The following is a 22095-nucleotide window of genomic DNA, read 5'->3' as shown; positions in this document are numbered from 1 at the left end:
CCGAGATGAAAGTGTTTCATACTAAAATACTTTCGGCATTCGATTGATAAAAGAGCGGACTGCACCGATTGCGTGCGGCATCGCTCCGGAGGTTTTGATTATGAAAACATGGACAAAGAGGATAATCGGCATTTCGTGTGCGGCCGTTTTGGCGTTCGGTGCGATTTCGCTTTCGTGCAGAAAGACGCCGGTAAACGGAAGCGCGGACACGGCTTTTGCGGAAACGAGGACGACATCTCCCATACCCGCCGATTCTTTAAAGATGATTCAAGCGATGCAGGATGCGTTCCGCTCGATCAGCGATACGCTGCTTCCTTCGGTCGTGGAAATCGACGTGACGGAAACGAAAACGGTGCAGTCGAATCCGCTCGGAGATTTACCGTTTTTCTTTTTCGGTTTGCCGAATCAGGGCGGCGGAAGAGAGCGGCAGTATGAACAGCAGGGGCTCGGATCGGGCGTTATCGTGAGGCGCACGGGAAATACGCTCTACGTGCTTACGAACAATCACGTTGCCGGCGAGGCGACGAAGATTTCCGTAAAGCTCAACGACGGACGGCAGTTCGACGGCAAACTCGTCGGATCCGATTCGCGCATGGACGTCGCTCTCGTTTCGTTCGAATCGAGCGATAAATCGATTCCCGTCGCCTCTCTCGGTGATTCCGATGCGGTGCATACGGGCGATCTCTGCTTTGCGATGGGAGCACCTCTCGGCTACAATCAGTCGGTGACGCAGGGTATCATCAGTGCGACCGGCAGAAGCGGCAGCGATATCGGCAACATCAGCGATTTTATTCAAACCGATGCCGCGATCAATCAGGGAAACTCCGGCGGTCCGCTTATCAATATCTACGGGGAAGTGATCGGCATCAATACGTGGATCGCTTCTCAATCCGGCGGTTCGCAGGGACTCGGCTTTGCGATTCCGATCAACAATATCAAAAACGCGATCGACGACTTTATTTCGAACGGTAAATTGGCGTACGGCTGGCTCGGCGTTTCGCTCGTCGACATCTCTTCGGAATATAAGACGGCGCTCGGGGTTGCCGATAAAGAAGGCGCCTTCGCTTCGCAGATTTTCCGCGATTCGCCTGCGCAAAAGGGCGGCATTCAACCCGGAGATTATATCGTCTCTCTGAACGGAAAGAGCGTCAAAAGCGTCAACCAGCTTGTGCGCGATGTCGGCAGCTTAAAAGCCGGTTCTACGGTGTCTTTCGAAGTGCTTCGCGGCAAGCAGACGGTAAAACTTTCCGTCAAAATCGAAGCGCGGAGCGAAAACGTTTCGAGCGACAACAGCAAACTCTGGCCCGGCTTTATCGCGGTTCCGCTCACTGAAAAAACGAGGAGCGAGTTGAAGCTCGACAACAATAGAATACAGGGAGTTGCCGTTACGAGCGTGCTCGAAAAATCGCCTGCGGCTTCCCTTCGTCTGCAAAACGGAGACGTGATCACCGCCGTCAACGGCAAATCGATAAGTTCGATCGAAGAGTTTTACGCGGAGCTCGGCAAAGCCAAGCGCGGTGTCAACTTCGACGTGTATTCGAACGGCGGCACGATTACGACGGGAACGTATAAGTTTTAATAATGCCTCCTTCCTTCCCGCTTTTCGAGCGGGAAGGGTAGGACGGTTTCCGTCGATAATTTTCCGTCAATAATTTTCTTGACAGATTGTTTTTATCGAACTCATGCGGTTGCGCAATTTTTTTAAACGGTGTATGCTGTTCGTATGTATCTTTTTTTAATTATTTTTATGCCGGTATCGCTCGTATGGTATCTTATGCATGAAAAAGATAAAGCGGTGATTTCCGTTGCCGTAACCGGAGCTCTTTCGTCAATCGTGTTTTGCGCGTTCAAAGCTTTTTTTTCATTTTCATATCGTACACCGCGAGCGGGATTTTTCGTAAACTATGCATATATTCTGCTCGCCTATACGCTCATTCCCGTTGCCGCAGTCTATCTCATCTTTTTAGTTTTTTCAAAAGACGACGATGCTTTCCTTGCCAAGTCCTACTTTCCGCTTTTATGCGCGTTTTTTTCCGTGTACGTGCCGTATACGGTGCTTGCCGGCAGCCGTTCGGCCTATTCGGCGTTCGAGCTTTTTTGTAAGCCCGTACTTTATACGGCGATGCTTGCAGCGTCGGCCGTCTGCGTTTTTTTTCTGTATCGAACGGGAGCGGCGGGGAAAAAGCTTCGAACGTGGGCCGTTATGCTTATCGTCTCTCTCTTCATACCTGCCGCGATCGAAGCCGCGTGGTTTGTCGGCTTTCCGTTTTTCGTATGGCTGCCGTTCTTTGCCGTATACTTGTTTTTTTCAACCTGCGGCGCCGTCCGTTTTTGGTACGGAAAATTTCGGGAAGACAGCATTTCGATTTTTTTGCCGAACGGTTAAACGAGACGCTGAAATAGCGCGTCTCGTTTAACTTCGAATTTTTTTTGAAAACTCGCGGATGTACGTGTACGCGCTCGCGCACCAATGCGGCATTTTCGAAAATCGACATTTTCTGCAATGCCGCATTTTAAGGAAGGTTAAACGAGACGCTGAAATAGCGCGTCTCGTTTAACTTCGAGTTTTCTTGCAGAAAACTCGCTCTTATACGTGTGCGCGCACGCGCACCAATGCGGTATTTTCGGAAGTTGACACTTCCTGCAATGCCGCATTTTAAGGAAGGTTAAACGAGCCGCCTCGAAACTTCGCGCTTACGCGCTCGTTGCGAAGCTCGCGCACCAATTGCACATCTCCTAAATCTGAAGATTTACTCGCTGTGCAATTTTAAGGATGGTTTAAACGAAAAAAACGCGCAAAACGAGAGGGCTTTCTCTTATGTTTTGCGCGCCTTTTTTATAAAATTAATAATTTTTCCGCTTTTGAAAAACGAAGCGATTTTTTAACGACTCGGTTTCACATCATTTTGCGGCTTTGATCGCGTTCATCGCTTCGATCGCGTGTCCCGCGCTGCCGAGCACGTTTTTGTTTTTGTGTGCATACATCGCTTTCAGCTCGTCGCGTGCCGGCCCGAGATAGAGGCGCGGATCGAAGATTGTGGGATCTTCGGCGAGTACGCGTCTGACTGCTGCCGTCATTGCAAGCCGTCCGTCAGAATCGATATTGATTTTGCAGACGGCGGATTTTGCCGCTTTGCGCAGCTGCTCTTCGGGAATACCGACGGAATCGGGAATCTTGCCGCCGTATTTTTCAATTTCTTTTACGTACTGCACCGGAACGGACGACGCGCCGTGGAGCACGATCGGGAAACCGGGAAGCTTTTTTTCGATCGCTTCGAGTACGTCGAATGCGAGCGGCGGCGGAATTAAAACGCCGTCGGCAGTGCGCGTGCACTGTTCGGGCGTGAATTTGCATCTGCCGTGACTCGTGCCGATTGAAATGGCGAGGGAATCGACGCCCGTTTTGCCGACGAAATCCTGTACTTCTTCGGGCTTCGTGTAGTGGCTTTCGGCGGCGCTTACTTCATCTTCGACACCGGCCAATACGCCGAGCTCACCTTCGACGGTTACGTAGTCTTTCTGTGCGTGAGCGAAATCGCACACTTGCTTTGTCAATTTTACATTTTCGTCGTAGGGGAGTGCGGAACCGTCGATCATCACGGATGAAAATCCGCTTTCGATACAGTCTTTTGCAACTTCGAATGACGGACCGTGATCGAGGTGGAGCACGATCGGGATGTCGCAGCCGAGTTCGTGCGCGTATTCGACCGCGCCCGCTGCAAGGTGGCGGAGTATGTATTTGTCGGCGTATGCGCGAGCGCCTTTTGAAACCTGCAGAATAACGGGCGACCGGGTTTCAACGCAAGCTTGGATAATCGCCTGCAGCTGTTCCATATTGTTGAAATTGTATGCCGGAAGCGCATAGTGTCCGGCCATCGCCTGCTGGAACAGCACTTTCGTGTTGACCAGACCGATCTCTTTGTAACTGTGCATAGAAAACTCCTGTAAAGTTCCTGAAAAATCCGCTTTCGGGAAACTTTTTGTATACCGTCTCCATCAAGATGAAAGCGGTTTTTTGATATACGGATTTGCAACGCAAACCCCGGCTTGCAAAGCGGGTATTAGCCGTTAGAAGCCGTTGTCATATATGTCTGCATATATTGTAAACTTTTTTACTGTCGGTGACAAGCGACGGATTCGCCGCGCTGGCTTTAACTTCCGCCGCGTTTGCTTTAACTTCCGCCGCGTTTTTTGTTATAATCAATCGGATTACACAAGGAATATGTATGACACAAAATGAACGGCGCGTTTTTTTAATCGAATACCTTTTAAAGGAAAATCCCGGTTATCGCTCCGCGCGGATACCGGATGACGAGCGGGAACAAAAGAATTTGCTCCGTTCCCTCATGAACGTCCGTCCGCCGCAAGATACAAGTGAAGAATTTTTACGCATACAGGATGAGTATTTACGGAAAGCGATCCGGGAGGGTGGCATTACCGACCTTGCGCAGTTAAAGCCTCTTGCCGCACAAGGGAACGGAACTCTTTATCTGTGGCAGGGCGACATTACACGGCTCAAAGTCGATGCGATCGTAAACGCGGCAAACAGCGCTATGACCGGCTGCTGGCTGCCCTGCCACGCGTGCATCGACAACTGCATCCACACATTCGCAGGCGTGCAGTTGCGCGCGGTCTGTGCCGGCATCATGCAAAAACAGGGGCACGAAGAGCCGACGGGAAGCGCAAAAATCACGAGCGCGTTCAACCTGCCGTGCAAGTACGTGCTGCATACGGTGGGTCCTATTGTGCAGGGGCGATTACAAAAAAAACACGAAGAAGAGCTGGCGTCATGCTATCGTTCCTGTCTTGAACTCGCCGAGCAACATAAAGTGAGGAGCATCGCCTTTTGCTGTATTTCGACCGGCGTCTTTATGTTTCCGAATCGGCGTGCGGCGGAAATTGCGGTAGCAACCGTCCGAAAATACTTCGAGCAAACCGGAAGCGGGATGAAAGTCGTGTTTAACGTATTCAAAGACGAAGATTTTGCAATTTACAGCCTATATTTACAGCGGCCGAATTGACAAAAGGAACAGCCGGATGATTTTGGAAACAAAGAGATTGACGCTTCGTCCGTGGAGAGAATCGGATGCACAAGACCTGTTTTACTATGCAAGTCATCCCGACGTGGGACCGACAGCCGGATGGGCTGTCCATACGAGTGTTGAAAACAGCAGAACCGTCATCAGTAATATCCTCTCCGTACCGGAGTCATACGCGGTCGTGCTCAAAGAGACGGGACAGCCTGTAGGCAGTATCGGTTTAATGATCGGCAAGTTAAGCAATATCGGCCTTCCCGATACGGAAGGTGAAATAGGGTTTTGGATCGGCGTACCGTATTGGGGACAAGGACTTATTCCGGAGGCGGTTCGTGAGCTGATGCGGCACGGCTTCGAAGATTTGAAACTCGAAAAACTGTGGTGCGGATATTTTGACGGAAACGATAAATCGAAACGGGCGCAGGAAAAATGCGGCTTCCGATATCATCATACGAAAGAAAACGTTCCCTGTGCTTTAAAAGGGGTTCTGCGGACGGAGCACTTTACCTGTATATCGAAAGAAGCGTGGTTGTTACAGGAGTAAAAAACATAATAACAGTTTGCCGAACATTCAAACTATTGCCTGCAAAATGCCGGCCGCCGAACCCGCTTTTTGGATTCGGCCAACAACATACTCATCGATAAACGCGCGAAAAAAGAAGTGCAAACCGACGCGGACTTGATTGTGGAATTGAACGGTTGGAAGTCCGAAATTCGGATTTTATAAAATTATAAGAGGTTTATATGAACACAAAATATACATACAGACCCGTAAGATTTTATGTGTTGTGAGATAATACATATGTGACAAGAATATACAAAATGGCTTGCGAATGATATAATTAAATGATATAATTTAAATATAAAAGATGTTGATGGTTTTTTTGTATTGTGGTTAGAAAAACTTATGCAGTTAGAAGGAAAGGAGAAGTAAGGATGATTAAAAAGAGCTACGAAAGAGAACTGGAAAAACTTGGTGCATTTGAAATTAGCTTTGATATGTTGAAGCTGTCAGAAAAGAATGAGAAGCATTTGAAATTTTTAAATGCCGGAAGGGGAAATCCGAATTGGATTAATGCCTTGGGAAGATTAGCTTTTGCACGACTGATGGAATTCGGCGTGGCAGAAAGCAAAAGGACTCTGGACAAGGGAGACTTGGCGGGATATGTAGACTCCAAAGAAATTGCGGAAAGGTACAATGCATTTTTAAATCATGGCGATGAGGTGGATGTATTCCTGAAAAAAATCGTGGAGTATAGCGTAGACCATCTAGGATTAGATAAGGAAGCTTTGATTACGGAACTTACAAACGGAATTATCGGAAACAATTATCCGGTACCTAGCCGTTGTCTGGAGAATACGGAGTACATCATCAATGCATTTCTCCAAAGTATTCTGTACGGGAAGGCTGACTTAAGAAAGAAAACGAAGGTATTTCCGGTAGAAGGCGGTACGGCTGCAATCGTCTATATTTTTGATGCTTTAAAGCACAATGGCCTGCTCAATGAGGGGGACCGCATTGCCATTAACACGCCGGTGTTTACTCCATATATTCAGATTCCGAGACTGTCGAATTTCGATTTAGCGGAAATCAATCTTCTTGCAACGGAAGAAAATGACTGGCAAATTCCGGATTCAGAATTTGAAAAGCTTTTGGATCCTTCCATCAAGGCATTTTTTCTGGTAAATCCGTCTAATCCGGGTTCCCGCAGTCTTACAGATGAGACTTTGGAACAGTTAAGAAAAGTAGTTGAAAAGCGCCCTGACCTTATTATTATCACAGATGATGTATATGGAACCTTTGTCAATAACTTCCGTACGGTTTATTCCGTTTGCCCGAGAAACACTATTTTAGTATATTCGTATTCAAAGCTTTACGGGGTTACCGGATGGAGACTCGGCGTGATAGCAATAAATGAAGATAATGTTTTTGATGAACTGATTAAGAAGGTTCCGGATAAGAAGAAATGGGAGCTGGAAAGCGATTATTCGATTGTCACACTTAATCCTTCGGAAATGAGCTTTATTGACAGGATATGCGCGGACAGCAGATCCATCGGATTGTATCATACCGCCGGACTCTCCACTCCGCAGCAGATTATGATGGTCCTTTTGTCTATGACTCATTTGGTTCTTGAAAATGAAAAAGATCAGTATATTGAAGGCTGCAAAGAAATTGTGGCTATGCGCTACCACAATCTGATGTCTACCTTAGGCTTGCCGGAGGATAACAGTGACTTCAATGCTAAGTATTATTCATTGCTGGATATCTACCAACTTGCCGAGAAAAGTTATGATAAGGACTTCGCAACATGGCTTAGAAATCACTTTGAGGAAATCGATTTTCTTTTGCACCTGGCAAAGGAAGATGGTGTTGTGTTGATGGAAGGAGTTGGTTTTGGAGCAACTCCGGGTACAGTCAGAGTTTCTGAAGCAAACTTAGCGGACAATGATTATAAGAAAATAGCAAATCGTATCCTATCTCTTTTGAAGGAGTATTACGAAAAGTATGCAAAAGAGAAAAAGGATAAATAGGATAAGGGTGATTTCATATGAATATAGGATTAATCTCACATGAAGTGTTGGAAACAGCACAGCATATTACGATAACAGGTTTTTCTGATATAGCCCATTATTTGATTGCAAATCCGGTTATTTCCATTTTTATATGTCTTGCACTAGGGTATCTTATTGGAAAGCTAAAAATCAAATCCTTTACTATAGGTGCCACTGTAGGAACTTTGCTGGTAGGACTTCTCATATCCCTGGTATTTAAGGGGGTGGGAACCTATGAGATTGACGGAACTGTGAAGACAATCTTTTTCTCACTGTTTATTTTTGCTATCGGATATGAGGTTGGGCCTTCATTCTTTGCAAGTTTAAAAAGCTCCGGCCTTAAGATTATTATCCTATCCCTTTTCTTCGCCGTGGCAGCCTTTGTCGTTTCTATAGTTTTGTTTAAGGCTTTTGGTATCGGAGCGGGAGAAGCCGGCGGAATTTTGGCCGGTAGCCTTACACAGTCTGCAATCCTGGGAACAGCGGATTCCACGATGAAGGGAATGCTTTCAGGCACAGAACTGAAAACAGCGGAAAGTCAGATGGCAATTGCCTATGCTCTTACCTATGTTTTCGGAACCGTTGGGGTAGTGGTGTTTTTGAAAAACGGTGCAGCGAAGTTAATTGGTGTAAATCTGACAGATACTGTTAAGAAGAAAATCGATCAAACAAATTTCCATGAGTCTTCTTCGGAAAATACTGTTGTTGGAAATATCAAAGCACGTGCATTTTGCATAGAAAATGGTGCAGAATTTATTGGTAAAACAATAGGTTCGGTGGAAGAGCAGTACGGGGATGATCTTACAATAACGCAAATCATTCGAAAGGGTAAAAAGGTGAGCCTTGCGCCGGATGTGCAGCTCCTGGAAGGGGATACGGTTACGATTATCGGACTTCTTGATGCAGTATTGCATTTTGAAGCTCCGGGCATGAAGGAAACGGATGATTCGGAAGCCCTTAAGCTTGATGTGATAAAGCAGGAAATCGTTTTGACTAATCATTTCTCTCTGGATGTGATAAAGCATCTTTCAGAAAATGGAATCGTCATTTCAGAGAAGAAGAGAGACAACAATGTCCTTTCTGAAGATCAGGCGTTAAAAGCTCTCGACCACTTGACCTTGGTGGGACCGAAAGCCTTGATTACGAAGGTTGTAAAGAAACTTGGTTATGTGAAGGATACAGGTACCGAGACAGATGTATCCTTCATCAGCATGGGGCTTGTAGTCGGTTTATTAATCGGTGCAATCAGCTTCGTAGTATCCGGAATTCCGATTACACTCGGATCCGGCGGAGGTGCCTTGATTGGAGGGCTTTTATTCGGATATTATCAGGACAAACATTCTAACTATGGACTGATGCCGAAAGCAACACGGTGGTTTTGCAAGAGTGTGGGACTGAATCTATTTATCGCCATTGTGGGGCTTACATCCGGTGCATCCTTCTTATCCGCCCTGCAATCGATGGGCGTAAAGGTGCTTTTAATCGGTGTTTTGGTGACTATTTTGCCTCATATTGCTTCCGTTTACTTCGGAAAATTTGTATTAAAGCTGGATGCTGTAGATATCATTGGAGCTCTGTGCGGTGCCGGAACCTGTACCGCAGCGCTTAACGGAGTTGTGGAGGAATATGATTCAAGTATTTTTGCTATAGCATATACACCAGGATATGCAATGGGAAATATTTTACTTACAGTCTTAGGTCCTCTTGTAGTAGCAATATGCATACATTAGTTATTTGAGTAGATAAGATAGATAGATTCATACATTTATTTTAAGGAAAAGTGGTTGTATAATATTTAGCGTTGGTGAGAGAAAAAATTCTCTCCCAACGCTAAATTTTTACAAAAAAATAGGAACACACATCAAATCTCGTGTATAATTTAAATCGCACAAAATAAAAAACAAGGAGAAATGATATGTGTTCTAATGCTAGTATAACAGAAATCTTAGGAATTAACGATAAGAATTTAGTAATTTTAGGTAACGAAAAAGAAAATATTAAGGAGATAGAATATACAGTCTTAAGGGGAAAGCTTTCATATAGGCCAGCTTGCTGCCCTAAGTGTGGTATAGTCAATGAAAATTATGACATTATTAGAAATGGGAGTCAGACTGTAAAAATACTTTTTAATAGGGTTAATACAACCCCTTTGATATTGATGGTTAAAAGCAGAGATTTTTCTGTAAGCATTGCGAGTCAACATTTATGGCTAAAACACCTATCGTAGATAAGGGGTGCTTCATATCGAATGATGTTAAGAGGTCTATAGTTTTAAACCTATGTGAGACTAAGTCAATGGACCTAATTGCAAGAGAACACTGTGTATCTCCTACTAGTATTGCCAGAATACTCCGTTTAACTGAAGATAGGAGAAGAAAAAATATTCTATCAATAGATGAATTCAAGTCAGTAAATACAGTTGATGCGTCTATGAGTGTAAATTTAACCGATTTAGAAGAAAGAAAGGTTTCTGATATAATGTAAATCTACCAAACCACATTAAGGAGAAACCTTTCATATGAGTAGTATATCAGAAATATACCGTGTTCGTCAACGGGCAATTGAGTATGCAATAAAACATAATAATAATTCAAAGGCAGCAGTGAAGTATAAGACATCACGTCAGCAGATAAAACGTTGGAGAGACAGATACGATGGCACAGTCCAGTCTCTCCTGCCAAAAAGCAGAAGACCTAAAAGCCACCCAAACCAGCACACGCAAGAAGAAGTAGAGATGGTTATGAAAAAGTACAGGAAATTTGGCTATGAAGGGCTGGCAGAAGTTTATGTCAAAGCGAGAAAGGAAGGCTATAGCCGTACATACGATTCAATGTGCAAGATAATAAGGAAAATGAAGGGCAATGCCAAAGAAAAGCCTAAAAAGCTGCATAAAAGAAAAAAAAAGGTTGAACAGGCGAAGTACCCTGGGGAAAGAGTACAGATAGACATAAAATATGTTCCGGAAGAATGCATACAGTTTGGTACACGTGACCAGAAGTATTATCAAATAACGGCATTAGATGAATATACAAGAAAAAGAGTGTTAAGGATAGCAGATGAAAAAAGCACCTATCAGACCGCAAAGTTTCTAGAGAACTTGGAAAGGGAGCAGGGATTTGACATAAAGAAAGTTCAGACAGACAATGGGAAAGAGTTCACAAATTCTGAAAGTGATAAGAAAACACTGTTTGAGCTGAAACTGGAGGAGAAGGGGATAGAGTACGTGACAACCCGTCCATATTCGCCATGGGAGAATGGAAAAGTGGAAAGAAGCCACAGGCTTGACAGCAAGTACTATGCAGACAAGAAATTTAAAAGCAAGGAAGAACTGTTAAGGGCAATAAGGAAATACAATACAAGATACAACAACATATCAAGAAAAGTACTAGGCTTTAAGAGTCCAAATGAAGTGTTAAAAGAGTACAAGCAAAATCAGTAGGTTAAAGATACATTAGGAAAGAAACATTTTTTTTAATATATTTTTGTAACAAATGTTTGACATCTATACATACATACAGACCCGTAAGATTTTATGTTACAACAGTTTTGGCAACGTGGGGCTTTTGGTTTTGCGCGCTCATTTTGAAAGAAGGTTTAAAAGTACCGCTCAAATAGCGCGGTACTTTTAACTTCGAGTTTTCTTGCAGAAAACTCGCCCTTATACGTGTGCGCGTTCGCGCACTAATGCGTCATTTTCGGAAGTTGACACTTCCTGCAATGCCGCATTCTAAAGAAGGTTTAATTTGCACGCTCACAATGCTGCTCGGACTCCTTTCGCCGGCAATAATCGCACTCATCACCGTGTTCGGTTCAAAAAGCAAAGAACTGAAAGCGGACTTTAAACGCAAGATTTTCAGATTTTATAAATTAAGGCCGAAATACATCTTTGCCGCCGTAATTATTTTTGCACTGATAGTCGGCTGCTCCATTTTGCTTTCAACCTTTTGGGGACAGTCTTTAAATCAGTTTTCCGTCACGGAGGGTTTTTCTTTTACCGGAGCGGGCGTCACTTCCGCATTTTTAACGATTTTGCTTGCTTCGGTTTTGGAAGAAGTCGGCTGGCGCGGTTACGGTGAAGACTCAATCGCTCAATACTGCAGCTGGTTCAAAGAATCGATTATATTCGGCTTCGTCTGGGCATTATGGCACTTGCCGCTATTTTTTATTCCGGGCACTTATCATTACGGAATACGCGAAATGAATGTTTTATATATGTTCAACTTTTTTATTTCCGTTATTCCGTTCGGTTTTATAACAACATGGGTGTATGTGAAAAATAACCGAAGCATACTTGCAAGTATTATTTTTCACCTTTTTGTAAACTTCATGCAGGAAAAAATTGCGATGACACAAACGACAAAATGCGTCGAAACAATCTGCGTTACCATTGCCGCCGCGATTATCGTTTTTACAAACAAAGATCTCTTCTTTGAAAAACGCCACATAGGGAGAATATTGGAAAGCTGAATTTCGGGAAAAGGCTGATTTCGACAGCAAACAAACCGGGTTTTATCTTACTCAAGCCACTGTATAAATGCCGTTTTGTCCTCGCTGTTGTACCCGGCATTTTTATAGAAATTCAATGTGCTTTCTTTTTTTGTACCCGTTAAAAGCATCATCTTATAGCAATTATTTTTAATCGCTATTTCCTTTGCATAATTGAGACATTCCGTTGCGTATCCTTTTCCGCGATATTCTTCATTTGTAACGACATTTTCAATAAACGCATACGGGCGCACATCCCTCGTCAAATTCGGAATGATCACACAAACGCAGGACGACAGTATTTTGCCGTTTATTTCATTGACGATGATATGATGATTTTTATCTTCAATAATTGTTTTCCATGTGTTTTCCAGACGGCTTGAATTTTCCGGAATATCTTTTTCGTGTAAAAACAGATATAGGTTCAATAATTCATATAAATCTTCTTTAACCGCTTCTCTTACCATAATCACAACCCCGCAGCCGATTTTCAGCTGCCCGCATTATAACACAAGTATTGAAGGTTATCCATATTTTGTTTAAAATGCGGAGGGGTTTTGTATGGAAAAAGATTTATGCTTTAAGGCTTTGGTAAAGTTTTTTTTCGGTGTGATTGTCGTAGGGATTTTACTGTTTTTGCCTGCAGGAACATTTTATTATTGGAAAGCATGGTTATTGATGGGAATATTATTTATTCCGATGTTTTTTGCGGGACTTATATTGCTGTTGAAAAATCCCGAATTGCTCAAAAAACGCTTGAATATAAAAGAAGAGCAAGCGGAACAAAGGCTTGTGATAAAACTGACAGGATTGATGTTTCTTTTGGGATTTATTTTGGCCGGATTGAATTTCCGCTTCGGATGGATAATAGCACCCGATTGGTTGTCATGGATCAGTGCTGTCGTATTTCTTTTTTCATATATGCTTTATGCGGAAGTATTAAAGGAGAATGCCTACTTATCACGAACGGTTGAAGTCCAAAAGGGGCAAAAGGTCGTTGATACCGGATTGTATGGGATTGTTCGCCATCCAATGTATACCATAACGATTTTTTTATTTCTGTCGATGCCTTTGGTGCTGGGTTCTCCTATCTCTTTTGTCGTTTTTCTTGCATATCCTGTCATTATTGCAAAAAGAATTAAAAATGAAGAAGCCGTCCTTGAAAAAGAATTAAACGGGTATGTCGAATATAAAAATAAAGTAAAATACAAAATCATTCCGTATATTTGGTGAGTACTGATTTTACCGTAGGGGGGTAGAAACTATCGAATAAATTGTCCTGTATGTAAATAGACTGAATGGTTTTGTATAAAAAATGCCGCTGAAGAACAAATGATTTTTTTTGATACTTGGTTTAAAAGATTTGTTTGATGGATTTTCTTTTGCGGATTTTTGCCGTAAAAAAAGATATTGAAAGGGTTAACGATGGGAGCTGGGCCCAAGAATGTGCGTCCTTGCACATTCTTGGGCTTCGAGTTTAGGTGTTAGCCTAAACTCGCTTCTGATTATAGCGGAGCTCCACAATATTAATCCAAATGAATTCCCTTGGTTTCCAAATTCTTGAGACACTCACGATAATAGCAGTCATCATGTTCAGTATATATGGGGTTGAGTACTTCGATGACGGCTAAATTGTTATATGCCGGACATCTCCTGCCGCGATAGTCTTTGTCCAACCACTCCGGACTGCCCCTGTAGCCTCGCCGATTCATCTCTGTCATAATGAGTCGGTGATAACGATAAAGCAGATAGGGTGAATAACGAAAAACATAATTGACGGTTGCATGCTGCCTGCCCCGGCCGTTTCCGCGCAAGGCACAGCATTCCCTATGTTGTCCCAACAGCTGTCGGCGCGGCAGTTCGCTAATCAATCTTGACAGAAAACTGCCGATAGTATGTACATTTTCGAGTTTAAGCTGAGCGGTAATGGCAAAATCAATCTATAAATCTTCAACATCTATCACCTTGATATTGTTTTCTTTGAGAAGCTTTGCAAAAACACCTTGCCCCGAAATCAGTTTTCCTGAAAAAGAACCGTCATATATCATATTTACACCGCAAGAAGGGCTTCTCGACTGAAGAATTACAAGTTCAATTTCCCGGTCGAGAATCTTTTTCAAGGCGATTTGTGCTCCTTTTCTGAATTCCGCATCTACGGAGTTTCCGTTTTTCCGCATGACAAGTCCTCTGACTATTTCAGCGGGTTCTCTTGGAACAGGCAATCCGCCAAGAACTTCAGGACAGAGCGGAACAACTTCATGTCCTTTTACAAATTCAATTACTTTTTGAGAAAAATTATTTCCGCCATTATATTTGCAATTCTCTCCCAACAGGCATGCACTGACAGCGATTTTCATTATACGTTTCCCATTCATTGGAGCCGCTGAATAAAGGCAGCTTTATCATCGTTGTGTAACCTGCCTCTTCATACTCGACATCCTCTCATGTTATACTTTTTTTACTTTAGGAACAATTCCGAAAGCCCGACCTTTTTTCAGTGTTATGAAACACCATAAAATAAAAGTTCCGGAGGCGGTTATGAAAATCGAACATGTTGCGTTGTATGTACATGATTTGGAAGGTGCCCGAACCTTTTTCATGAAATATTTGGGAGCAAAATCAAACGGCGGATATCACAATCCCCGGACGGATTTTCGCTCGTATTTTCTTTCGTTCGACGGCGGTGCGCGGCTTGAACTTATGCATAAGCCGGGAATGACGGATGTGCCGAAAGCGCTTGCCCGCACCGGCTATGCGCACATTGCGTTCAGCGTGGGAAGCAAGGAAAAAGTGGACGCGTTGACTGCCGAACTGAAAGCGGACGGCTATGAAGTTATCGGCGAGCCGAGGACAACCGGCGACGGCTATTATGAAAGCTGTATTTTGGCGATTGAGCAAAATCAGATAGAAATTACCGTTTGAGAGGCAAAACTTAAACTTTAAATTATTACCGATAAAATCTTTATTTGCGAAGCAGTACTCTTTTATGATATTTTCTTACCGAACGATTAGGGGGTTTTTATGGATATTCGGTTTGACAGCCTGACCTAAAAATACAAAAAAATAACTATCGATATTTTCAATTATTATGCGGAAATTCGGCAGGAACATCGGAATAGTATATATGTATAAAGACATAGGTGCGGCAAAATGAAAAAAAGAAAAGGTGAAAAAACAGTATGTCGGCTCGTTAAATTTTTATAGAAAAGATTCAGGAAAGGATTATGGAATTTGTAAATGAATTTTTGCCGCTCCTTGAGCGGCTGAACGAAGCGCTTTCGAAAGCGGATACCGTGCTGATCGGCGCGGGCGCGGGACTTTCAACTTCCGCAGGTTTTACCTATTCGGGCGATCGCTTTGAAAAATATTTTTCCGATTTCCGCACAAAGTACGGCTTTACCGATATGTATACGGGCGGTTTTTATCCGTTTAAAACGCTCGAAGAATTTTGGGCGTACTGGAGCCGCTACATTATGATAAACCGCTATACCGACGCGCCGAAACCGATCTACGAAAATCTGCGTAAGCTGACGGCCGGCAAGGATTACTTTGTGCTGACGACGAACGTCGATCACTGCTTTCAAAAAGCGGGCTTTGATAAAACGCGGCTCTTTTACACGCAGGGCGACTACGGCTTATGGCAGTGTTCCGTTCCCTGCCACGACAAAACCTACGACAACGAGGACGCCGTCCGCAAAATGGTCGAAACGCAAAAAGACATGCGCATTCCGTCCGATTTGATTCCGTACTGTCCGAGATGCGGGAAACCGATGTCGATGAACCTTCGAAGCGATTCAACATTCGTGGAAGACGAAGGTTGGCACCGAGCTTCCGAACGCTGCGGCAACTTTATCGCGGCGCATAAAAACGAAAACATCCTCTTTTTGGAATTGGGCGTCGGCTCGAATACGCCCGGTATTATCAAATATCCGTTTTGGCGTATGTGCGCCGACAACCCGCGTTCGCTTTACGCGTGCATCAATTACGGCGAAGCGTTTTGTCCCGACGAAATCCGCGACCGCGCGATTTGCATAAACGGAGATATTGCAAACGTGCTGAGCGTGCTGGAAAAAATGCGGCGATTGTGATACAGTGCGGTTCGGAGAAAAAAAATGGATAACGAAACGAAACAGGAATTCGGCGAGATCGCGCAAAACATCGCACCCTACGGAATTATGATGGCGGTTTTCACTTTGTTTTATTCCGTCTGGTTTTGCTTTGCATGGGGCAGGGCCGGTATGGTTTTATTCGCGCTGACCGTCGTATACGGCGCGTACATCGTTTTTGCGAGCATAAAAAACATCAAACACGCAAAGCGTTTTAAAGCGGTACCGTCCGAAGCGGGAAAAAAGATTGCTAAAAATATGGGTATAGTAAGCGCGATTAGTTATTCGGCGCTGACGGTTATTGCCGTAACGCTTGCAGCCGTTCATCTTGAAAAACTGATTTTACCGGCCGTAACCCTTATTATCGGCTTGCACTTTATTCCGCTCGCAAAAATCATGAACAGAAAAATCGATTATTTTATCGCGCCTGTTCCGATTGTGTTTTCGCTTGTTGCCTCGTATCTTGCTTTTACGACGACAATGACATGGCCTGAAGTGTACGCCGTGGCGGGAATCGGCGGGGCATGTGCGACGATGATTTACGGCGCGTATATGCTGTATGCGTATAAAAAGGTCGCGCAGGAATACGGCGTGGAATATCCTTAAGAAATTCCCGGGCGCGAATTTTCGGTTTTCTTTTATAATTGATATTTCCTGCAAAAGTTTTTATGGGAGAAATATGAACGGATTTGTTTTAGTGGCAATAAAATTGTTAATCGGTTTTTTTGCTTTTACTATGAATAATAAATATTTCGGGAAAAGGAAATTTAGCTCCTGCATCAGCCAGTGATCAAGTGCAAAATTACGTGCTCGGAGGTATTATCGGAGGCGTGATTTATAACAATAATATTCGGTTATTGGATTATATAGGCGTTTTATGTATTTGGTGTACGCTTGTATTGATCTTAAAATGGATCAAAACGCATAATGTGAAAGCAAAACAGGTCATAGACGGAAAAGCATTGATAATTATTGATAACGGCAAAATCAATATTGAAAATTGTGAAAAAGCGGGTTTATCCGCTCATGATATAGCTTTTAAGCTTCGAACAAAAAACGTTTATTCAACAAAAGATGTAAAAAGAGCGGTCGTGGAGCAAAACGGTCAATTGATCATTATACTTCCGGGAGAAGCAAATCCGAAGTTTCCGCTGATAACGGACGGGCAGCTGCAAGCGGATATTTTAGAAGTGATAGGCAAGGATGAAGAATGGCTGATCGAAGAAATTAAAAAGCAGGGATTAAATAAATACAGCGATGTGTTTTTGGGAGAATATGTGGACGGCAAGCTGAGGCTGACAGCATATGAGTCCAAACAAGACGAATAAAAGATTGCAAAAACATGCGCATTGAGGTACCGATTAGTTATTCGGTGCCGATGGTTTTTGCCGCAATATTCGCAGTCGTTCATCGCCCTGATTTTCAATTTTCTTTTATATATGCGTAAATAATTTTGCGCGTTTCCTTCGCTTCCGGAAGCCAGCCCGCGGCAGCCCACGTGTGCATCATGCCTTTTCCGATATGAATTTCAAGCGCAACGCCGTCCGCTTCACATTTTTGCTTAAAGGCATCGAGTTCGGCATAATAGATTTCGTCCGTTCCGTAAAAGGCCGCGATGCGCGGAAAACCTTTCCAGCTGTATGAAACGGAATTCCCCAAAAAACCGAGCGCTCCGCACAGCGACATCATCTTTGATGCGGCTTCGACGTATTCTGCGGTAAACATCGCATCTTTTTTTGCGATGCGCTTCATATTGTCAAGCTGTGCGGTTGTCGGCGGCATTTGGATCGTAGCCGAAAACGGAATGAGTTTGCCCGGAAGCGGAAGGCCGAGTTTTTGTTCGGTAATGTATGTACAAATGTCAAGGCACAAAGAGCCGCCGGACGACAGGCCGAAAAAGGCGATGTCTTTCGCCTCATATGCGCCGAGCGCTTCTTTATAAACGTCGATAATCGATTCGATAAGTTCTTTCCCCGTCGTTTCGGGAAAAAGCTTATACCACACAATCCACACGTCGGCTCCCGTTTGATCGGCCATATCCTGTGCAAAATCGAAATCGCCCGCATCGCCTGACATCACGAAGCCGCCGCCGAAAAAGTACAGCACGAGCTTTTTCTGCGCACCCGTACCGCCGCAATTTTTATCGCGGCTGTGTACGGCATAATACGGAATTCCGCCTGCCGTCCTTTCATCGAAGTCGTATTTTTTGTGAAGATCCGAAAGCGCGAGTTTCTTTTTTTGCTGCGCCTTATACTGTTCTTTAAGGAAATGTTCAGGATCGGAGGCGGCCTTTTTCATCATCGGGCGCACAAAACTTTTAAATAAAAATTTCGTAAGCGTATATCGAATGCTTGCCATATCGAAAGCTCCTTGGCGGACTTTGCCGTTAATTATCTTTAGCTAACTTATTGTACCGCACTGCGGTTTTTCATTCAATAATTTTACGACACTGCATCAATGATTTGACAAAATGCGTATCTCAAAATATAATATCTTTCGGTATAATCAAATTTGCAAAACCGTCCGATAATAGAGTATGGTAGTCTGTATGGTCAGACAATTTCCGACTTTTTCGAAAGCTGATGCTTTCTGCAAAAGTTTTTATAGGAGTCTTGCATGAAAAAGGGCTTGGTAGTCTGTATGGGGTTTGGACTGCTTTTGGCGTATGCGGCGCCGGCTTTCAGCCAAGAAACGCTGCAGACGCAAAAGAGCACCGAATCGTTTGTGATCGACAAATTCAACAGCGAAGGCGAAAACGGATGGACGTGGGACGTCAGCGCGAGCCGTTATATTGCCGACGGTTATCCTAAAATGGGGTACTTCGACGGAATTCCCAATTCGCTGAAATACTTGCTCAAAGACGGTAAGGATAATCAAAAAGTGCTCGGCGTGCAGATCGCGTTTAAGCGAAAGGGCGACAACTGGTTTGAAGTGTATCCGGTAAAAGACGGAAAAGCGTATGAAATTCCTTTTGTCGGAACGGTCACACAGATCGATTTTTGGGTGTGGGGCGCGCACTATATGTATTTCCTCGATCTGCTTGTCAGAGATGCCGACGGCCGCGTTCTCGTGCTTCCTGCGGGCAACCTCGCATTCGACGGATGGAAAAACATGGTTGTTTCCGTTCCGGGCTGGATACGGCAGCATTCGAGGGCGAGCAGCGGCAGGGACTCGATGTCGTTTCTCGGTTTCAGGATCCGTACGAGTCCCGAAGAATTCGTCGATTCGTATACGATCTTTTTCGATCAGATGAAATACGTTACGAGGGCGCTTGCGAATATCTTCGACGGTTACGAACTCAAAGATGCGGACTTCGGCAATGCTTCGGAGGGCAAATAAATGAAAAAAATCATATTGGCGGTTTGTGCCGTACTTGCAGGCGGTTTGATCTTTGCGCAGAATTCGAGCCTTTTGGAACCGACGCCCGAAACGATCGGAGCGGATTCCGCCGCGATGGCGCTCCGCGAAATAAACGTCGATAAATTCGAACGCGAAGGTTCGTGGAACGTCACGATCTCTTCGGATTACGGTTTTATCACGTCGCGCCTTTTCGACGGAAATCCCGCGATGAAAGACACGCTCGAAGAGGATAAAGGTAAAGAAGACGAAGATGCGTTCGTGTACGGCGTAAAAGTCGAATTTTTCCGCCGCGGTGTCAATTCCTTTTACATCACGTCGGTACGCCCGCTGCCCGTCGAAGGTATTGCAAAGACGATCAGCGTGTGGGTGTGCGGACGGAATCAGGATCATAATCTGTGGGTACTCGTACAGGATATGTTCGGACGCAATTACGAGCTGTATATGGGAACGCTCGGTTTTGCCGGCTGGAAAAAGATGACGGCCGTCGTTCCGCCTTCTCCCGACGGAGAGCACGGCATCGTACAGCAGAGCGCGTTTTACAACAGCCGTCCGGGTCTGCGCATCGTCGGCTTCAGAATCGACTGCAATCCGATGCTTGCTCGCGGTTCGTACTATGTGTATTTCGATGCGCTCCGTGTCGTCACCGATTTGTACGATTTGCAGTACCGCGACGAAGACGATATGTCCGATAACTGGTAAGGGAACCTCTAAAAACTGCAGTTTTTAGAGGTAACTTTGCCCGTAAGCGCTTTCACGTGCAATAATTCCGATTTTTATACGGCGGCTGTCCAAAAACTTCAGTTTTTGGACAGCTTCCTTGATTTTATGTGCGACGTTTAAAGTTAAGTCATTATAATATAAAGACTTAACTTTAAACTCGACAGGCTGTCGAGAAAGTAACCGACTTTTGAGACAGCCCCTTTTTTTATTAGGTTGCATATCGAGTTTGGAAAGTATCAGCTAATCAAGTTGTGCTTCCGGCGAGAATGACCGACGTACAACTTTTGTAGACGTAGCGGCTCTCACAGCGGAAGCGGCACGTAAAAAGAACAACCGTTCCGTAGACACCGCGAGTTTGCGTCGCAAACTCGTCAGTGAGGCGAAGCCGAACGTCCTTCCGTAAGCTGAACGCACAAAGTCGCACGCGTGTCTCCCGCTGCTACGCCGCATCGTGCACACGTCAAGCGGTTTCGAAACGCGGTCGGAATCTCGCCGTAAGCATAATTTTATCTGATCCTATAATATCTCGGGCGGGAAAAGTCGTTTTCGGCTTCGATGAGGTTCATGTGCGAAAGCACCCACAGCATGAGATTGGCTTGCGCTTTTGCGGAAGCGGGAAGAGCCTTGTTTTCGGCGAGAGAAGAGGCGATATCGCGGGCGCAAAAACGCGGCAGGCAGGATTCGGGGATTAGCGAAAGGTAGTCGCCCGCTTTTGTAAACCTGTGCGTTTCGAATATCGTTTCGAGCCGCTTATCGGTTTTGTTCCAGTTTTTTAAAAAGCGGCGCCTGCCGTTCGGCGACTGTACCGGCGTTTCGCTTTGCGTGCGGATTTCGCTCATCGCGATTTCAAGTACATCGAGCGAAAAGCGCTTTTTTAAAAGCACGGGATAGAGGCCGGTGAGTTCGCGGAATATGCTGTAGATCGAAGCGCGGACGGGGCTTTTCCGCTTCGAGAGAAGTACGCCTTTTTCGTCATAGACTGCAACGTATTTGATGCGGACGACAGGATAGACGATTTTGACGCTGCGCCCGCTTTTTATCGCACCGAGCGTTTTTACGAGCAGCGACGAAAGGTTTTTCGTCTGTATTTCGGTGATGTTTCCGAGAGCGTCGACGACGTCGTAAATTTTTCCGTCGATATTGACTTCCGTCATACAGCCTTTTTCGAGCGCATAAAGCGATTTCAAAGAGCGGTGGAGCGAGCTTTCGTTGAGCGTATTTATCATTGTTTTCGAATTCCACGATACAAGTATATAGCTAATCGACGAATTTTGCAAATTTCTTTGTAAAAAATACCGTTTTATCCGTTGACATTCGGTGTTTTTGTTATAAAATAGTTGCTAAGTGGGAATTACTGGGGAAAAGTGGTAGGCAGTGGCATGAGTATGCTGACAGGAGAATTTCGGAATACGCTTGACGAAAAGGGAAGAATTCTCTTTCCCGCCAAACTGCGTTCCGAACTTGCCGGAAATGTGCTCATCGTGACGCAGGCTCTTGACCGCTGCCTATGGCTTTTTACTCCCGAAGAATGGAAAACCGTTTCTTCGAAACTCATGGAAGCCGCGTCTCCGTTCAGCGAAAAAAACCGCCTCGTGCTCAGGAGGTTTGTCGCGCCGGCGCAGGAACTTGAGTTCGATAAATCGGGGCGGCTTTCGATCCCCCAAAGTCTGCGCGAATATGCCGCGCTTTCCAAAGACTGCGTTTTGCTCGGCGTCAGCAAATACATCGAGCTGTGGGACGCGGAAAGCTATCGGCACTATATCGAGGAAAGCGAAGCGTCGTTCCGCGGGGCTGCGGAAGAGCTCGGCTCGATCTTTTTTTAGCGCAGGGGA

General features: G+C 44.7%; 23 protein-coding genes. 17 read left to right on the top strand and 6 right to left on the bottom strand.

Annotated elements, in window-relative coordinates:
- The first annotated feature begins 100 nt into the window (after window positions 1-100).
- The gene (locus HRI97_RS07610; protein ID WP_253724909.1) at window positions 101-1579 is read left to right on the top strand and encodes a Do family serine endopeptidase; all 1479 of its coding nucleotides are present in this window, start codon (window positions 101-103) and stop codon (window positions 1577-1579) included.
- A 144-nt stretch (window positions 1580-1723) separates the two neighbouring features.
- Window positions 1724-2386, top strand: a complete 663-nt coding sequence (locus HRI97_RS07605) for a hypothetical protein (protein WP_253724908.1) — start codon at window positions 1724-1726, stop codon at window positions 2384-2386.
- Between the two features lie 515 nt (window positions 2387-2901).
- On the opposite strand, the gene HRI97_RS07600 is transcribed toward HRI97_RS07605, so the two are convergent.
- The gene (locus HRI97_RS07600) at window positions 2902-3933 is read right to left on the bottom strand and encodes a class II fructose-bisphosphate aldolase (RefSeq protein WP_180485775.1); all 1032 of its coding nucleotides are present in this window, start codon (window positions 3931-3933) and stop codon (window positions 2902-2904) included.
- Window positions 3934-4226: 293 nt separating this feature from the next.
- Between HRI97_RS07600 and HRI97_RS07595 the strand changes: the two genes are divergently transcribed.
- The 7 genes from HRI97_RS07595 (at window position 4227) to HRI97_RS07560 (ending at window position 12059) form a co-directional block, all read left to right on the top strand.
- Window positions 4227-5021 carry a protein-ADP-ribose hydrolase gene (locus HRI97_RS07595; protein WP_253724906.1) on the top strand — a complete coding sequence of 265 codons (795 nt, stop codon included), beginning with the start codon at window positions 4227-4229 and terminating at the stop codon, window positions 5019-5021.
- A 16-nt stretch (window positions 5022-5037) separates the two neighbouring features.
- Window positions 5038-5580, top strand: coding sequence for a GNAT family N-acetyltransferase (locus HRI97_RS07590; RefSeq protein ID WP_253724904.1), 543 nt, complete (start codon window positions 5038-5040; stop codon window positions 5578-5580).
- Between the two features lie 392 nt (window positions 5581-5972).
- Window positions 5973-7571, top strand: a complete 1599-nt coding sequence (locus HRI97_RS07585) for a bifunctional aspartate transaminase/aspartate 4-decarboxylase (RefSeq protein WP_253724902.1) — start codon at window positions 5973-5975, stop codon at window positions 7569-7571.
- A 17-nt stretch (window positions 7572-7588) separates the two neighbouring features.
- On the top strand, window positions 7589-9322 hold the full coding sequence (gene aspT, locus HRI97_RS07580) for an aspartate-alanine antiporter (RefSeq protein WP_253724900.1): 1734 nt from the start codon (window positions 7589-7591) through the stop codon (window positions 9320-9322).
- A 475-nt stretch (window positions 9323-9797) separates the two neighbouring features.
- Window positions 9798-10076 (top strand): helix-turn-helix domain-containing protein, encoded by a 279-nt coding sequence (locus HRI97_RS07570; RefSeq protein ID WP_211209557.1) that lies wholly within the window; start codon window positions 9798-9800, stop codon window positions 10074-10076.
- Window positions 10077-10110: 34 nt separating this feature from the next.
- Complete coding sequence (locus HRI97_RS07565; protein ID WP_253724898.1) at window positions 10111-11031, top strand: DDE-type integrase/transposase/recombinase; 921 nt, start codon at window positions 10111-10113, stop codon at window positions 11029-11031.
- A gap of 278 nt (window positions 11032-11309) precedes the next feature.
- The gene (locus HRI97_RS07560; RefSeq protein WP_253724896.1) at window positions 11310-12059 is read left to right on the top strand and encodes a CPBP family intramembrane glutamic endopeptidase; all 750 of its coding nucleotides are present in this window, start codon (window positions 11310-11312) and stop codon (window positions 12057-12059) included.
- Between the two features lie 47 nt (window positions 12060-12106).
- On the opposite strand, the gene HRI97_RS07555 is transcribed toward HRI97_RS07560, so the two are convergent.
- Entirely contained in the window at window positions 12107-12544 is a 438-nt protein-coding gene (locus HRI97_RS07555) for a GNAT family N-acetyltransferase (RefSeq protein WP_180485790.1), read from the bottom strand.
- 94 nt (window positions 12545-12638) lie between these two features.
- Between HRI97_RS07555 and HRI97_RS07550 the strand changes: the two genes are divergently transcribed.
- The gene (locus tag HRI97_RS07550; protein ID WP_253724894.1) at window positions 12639-13310 is read left to right on the top strand and encodes a methyltransferase family protein; all 672 of its coding nucleotides are present in this window, start codon (window positions 12639-12641) and stop codon (window positions 13308-13310) included.
- 293 nt (window positions 13311-13603) lie between these two features.
- Here the strand turns inward: HRI97_RS07550 and HRI97_RS07545 are convergent, their stop codons facing one another.
- Complete coding sequence (locus tag HRI97_RS07545) at window positions 13604-13948, bottom strand: TIGR02328 family protein (protein WP_301338882.1); 345 nt, start codon at window positions 13946-13948, stop codon at window positions 13604-13606.
- A gap of 69 nt (window positions 13949-14017) precedes the next feature.
- Window positions 14018-14434 carry a 2-thiouracil desulfurase family protein gene (locus tag HRI97_RS07540; protein WP_253724893.1) on the bottom strand — a complete coding sequence of 139 codons (417 nt, stop codon included), beginning with the start codon at window positions 14432-14434 and terminating at the stop codon, window positions 14018-14020.
- 181 nt (window positions 14435-14615) lie between these two features.
- Between HRI97_RS07540 and HRI97_RS07535 the strand changes: the two genes are divergently transcribed.
- The 4 genes from HRI97_RS07535 (at window position 14616) to HRI97_RS07520 (ending at window position 17511) form a co-directional block, all read left to right on the top strand.
- The gene (locus tag HRI97_RS07535) at window positions 14616-14999 is read left to right on the top strand and encodes a VOC family protein (RefSeq protein ID WP_253724891.1); all 384 of its coding nucleotides are present in this window, start codon (window positions 14616-14618) and stop codon (window positions 14997-14999) included.
- Window positions 15000-15301: 302 nt separating this feature from the next.
- Complete coding sequence (locus HRI97_RS07530; protein ID WP_253724890.1) at window positions 15302-16165, top strand: SIR2 family NAD-dependent protein deacylase; 864 nt, start codon at window positions 15302-15304, stop codon at window positions 16163-16165.
- 24 nt (window positions 16166-16189) lie between these two features.
- Window positions 16190-16789: a hypothetical protein gene (locus tag HRI97_RS07525; protein WP_180485802.1), complete on the top strand. Its 600-nt coding sequence runs from the start codon at window positions 16190-16192 to the stop codon at window positions 16787-16789.
- Between the two features lie 188 nt (window positions 16790-16977).
- Complete coding sequence (locus tag HRI97_RS07520; RefSeq protein ID WP_366793882.1) at window positions 16978-17511, top strand: DUF421 domain-containing protein; 534 nt, start codon at window positions 16978-16980, stop codon at window positions 17509-17511.
- A gap of 94 nt (window positions 17512-17605) precedes the next feature.
- On the opposite strand, the gene HRI97_RS07515 is transcribed toward HRI97_RS07520, so the two are convergent.
- A complete protein-coding gene (locus HRI97_RS07515; protein ID WP_253724886.1) occupies window positions 17606-18541 on the bottom strand; it encodes an alpha/beta hydrolase in 936 nt (311 codons plus the stop codon).
- Window positions 18542-18799: 258 nt separating this feature from the next.
- Between HRI97_RS07515 and HRI97_RS07510 the strand changes: the two genes are divergently transcribed.
- Window positions 18800-19522, top strand: coding sequence for a flagellar filament outer layer protein FlaA (locus HRI97_RS07510; RefSeq protein ID WP_180486493.1), 723 nt, complete (start codon window positions 18800-18802; stop codon window positions 19520-19522).
- A complete protein-coding gene (locus HRI97_RS07505; RefSeq protein ID WP_180486492.1) occupies window positions 19523-20242 on the top strand; it encodes a flagellar filament outer layer protein FlaA in 720 nt (239 codons plus the stop codon).
- A gap of 527 nt (window positions 20243-20769) precedes the next feature.
- Here the strand turns inward: HRI97_RS07505 and HRI97_RS07500 are convergent.
- Entirely contained in the window at window positions 20770-21489 is a 720-nt protein-coding gene (locus HRI97_RS07500; RefSeq protein ID WP_253724885.1) for a DUF8091 domain-containing protein, read from the bottom strand.
- Window positions 21490-21642: 153 nt separating this feature from the next.
- Between HRI97_RS07500 and mraZ the strand changes: the two genes are divergently transcribed.
- Window positions 21643-22086, top strand: a complete 444-nt coding sequence (mraZ, locus tag HRI97_RS07495) for a division/cell wall cluster transcriptional repressor MraZ (protein ID WP_021331398.1) — start codon at window positions 21643-21645, stop codon at window positions 22084-22086.
- Window positions 22087-22095 lie beyond the last annotated feature (9 nt).

The sequence above is a fragment of the Treponema socranskii subsp. buccale genome, from assembly GCF_024181585.1.
In the GTDB taxonomy this organism is placed as follows: domain Bacteria; phylum Spirochaetota; class Spirochaetia; order Treponematales; family Treponemataceae; genus Treponema_D; species Treponema_D buccale.
This window is presented reverse-complemented; position numbering and strand designations above follow the sequence as displayed.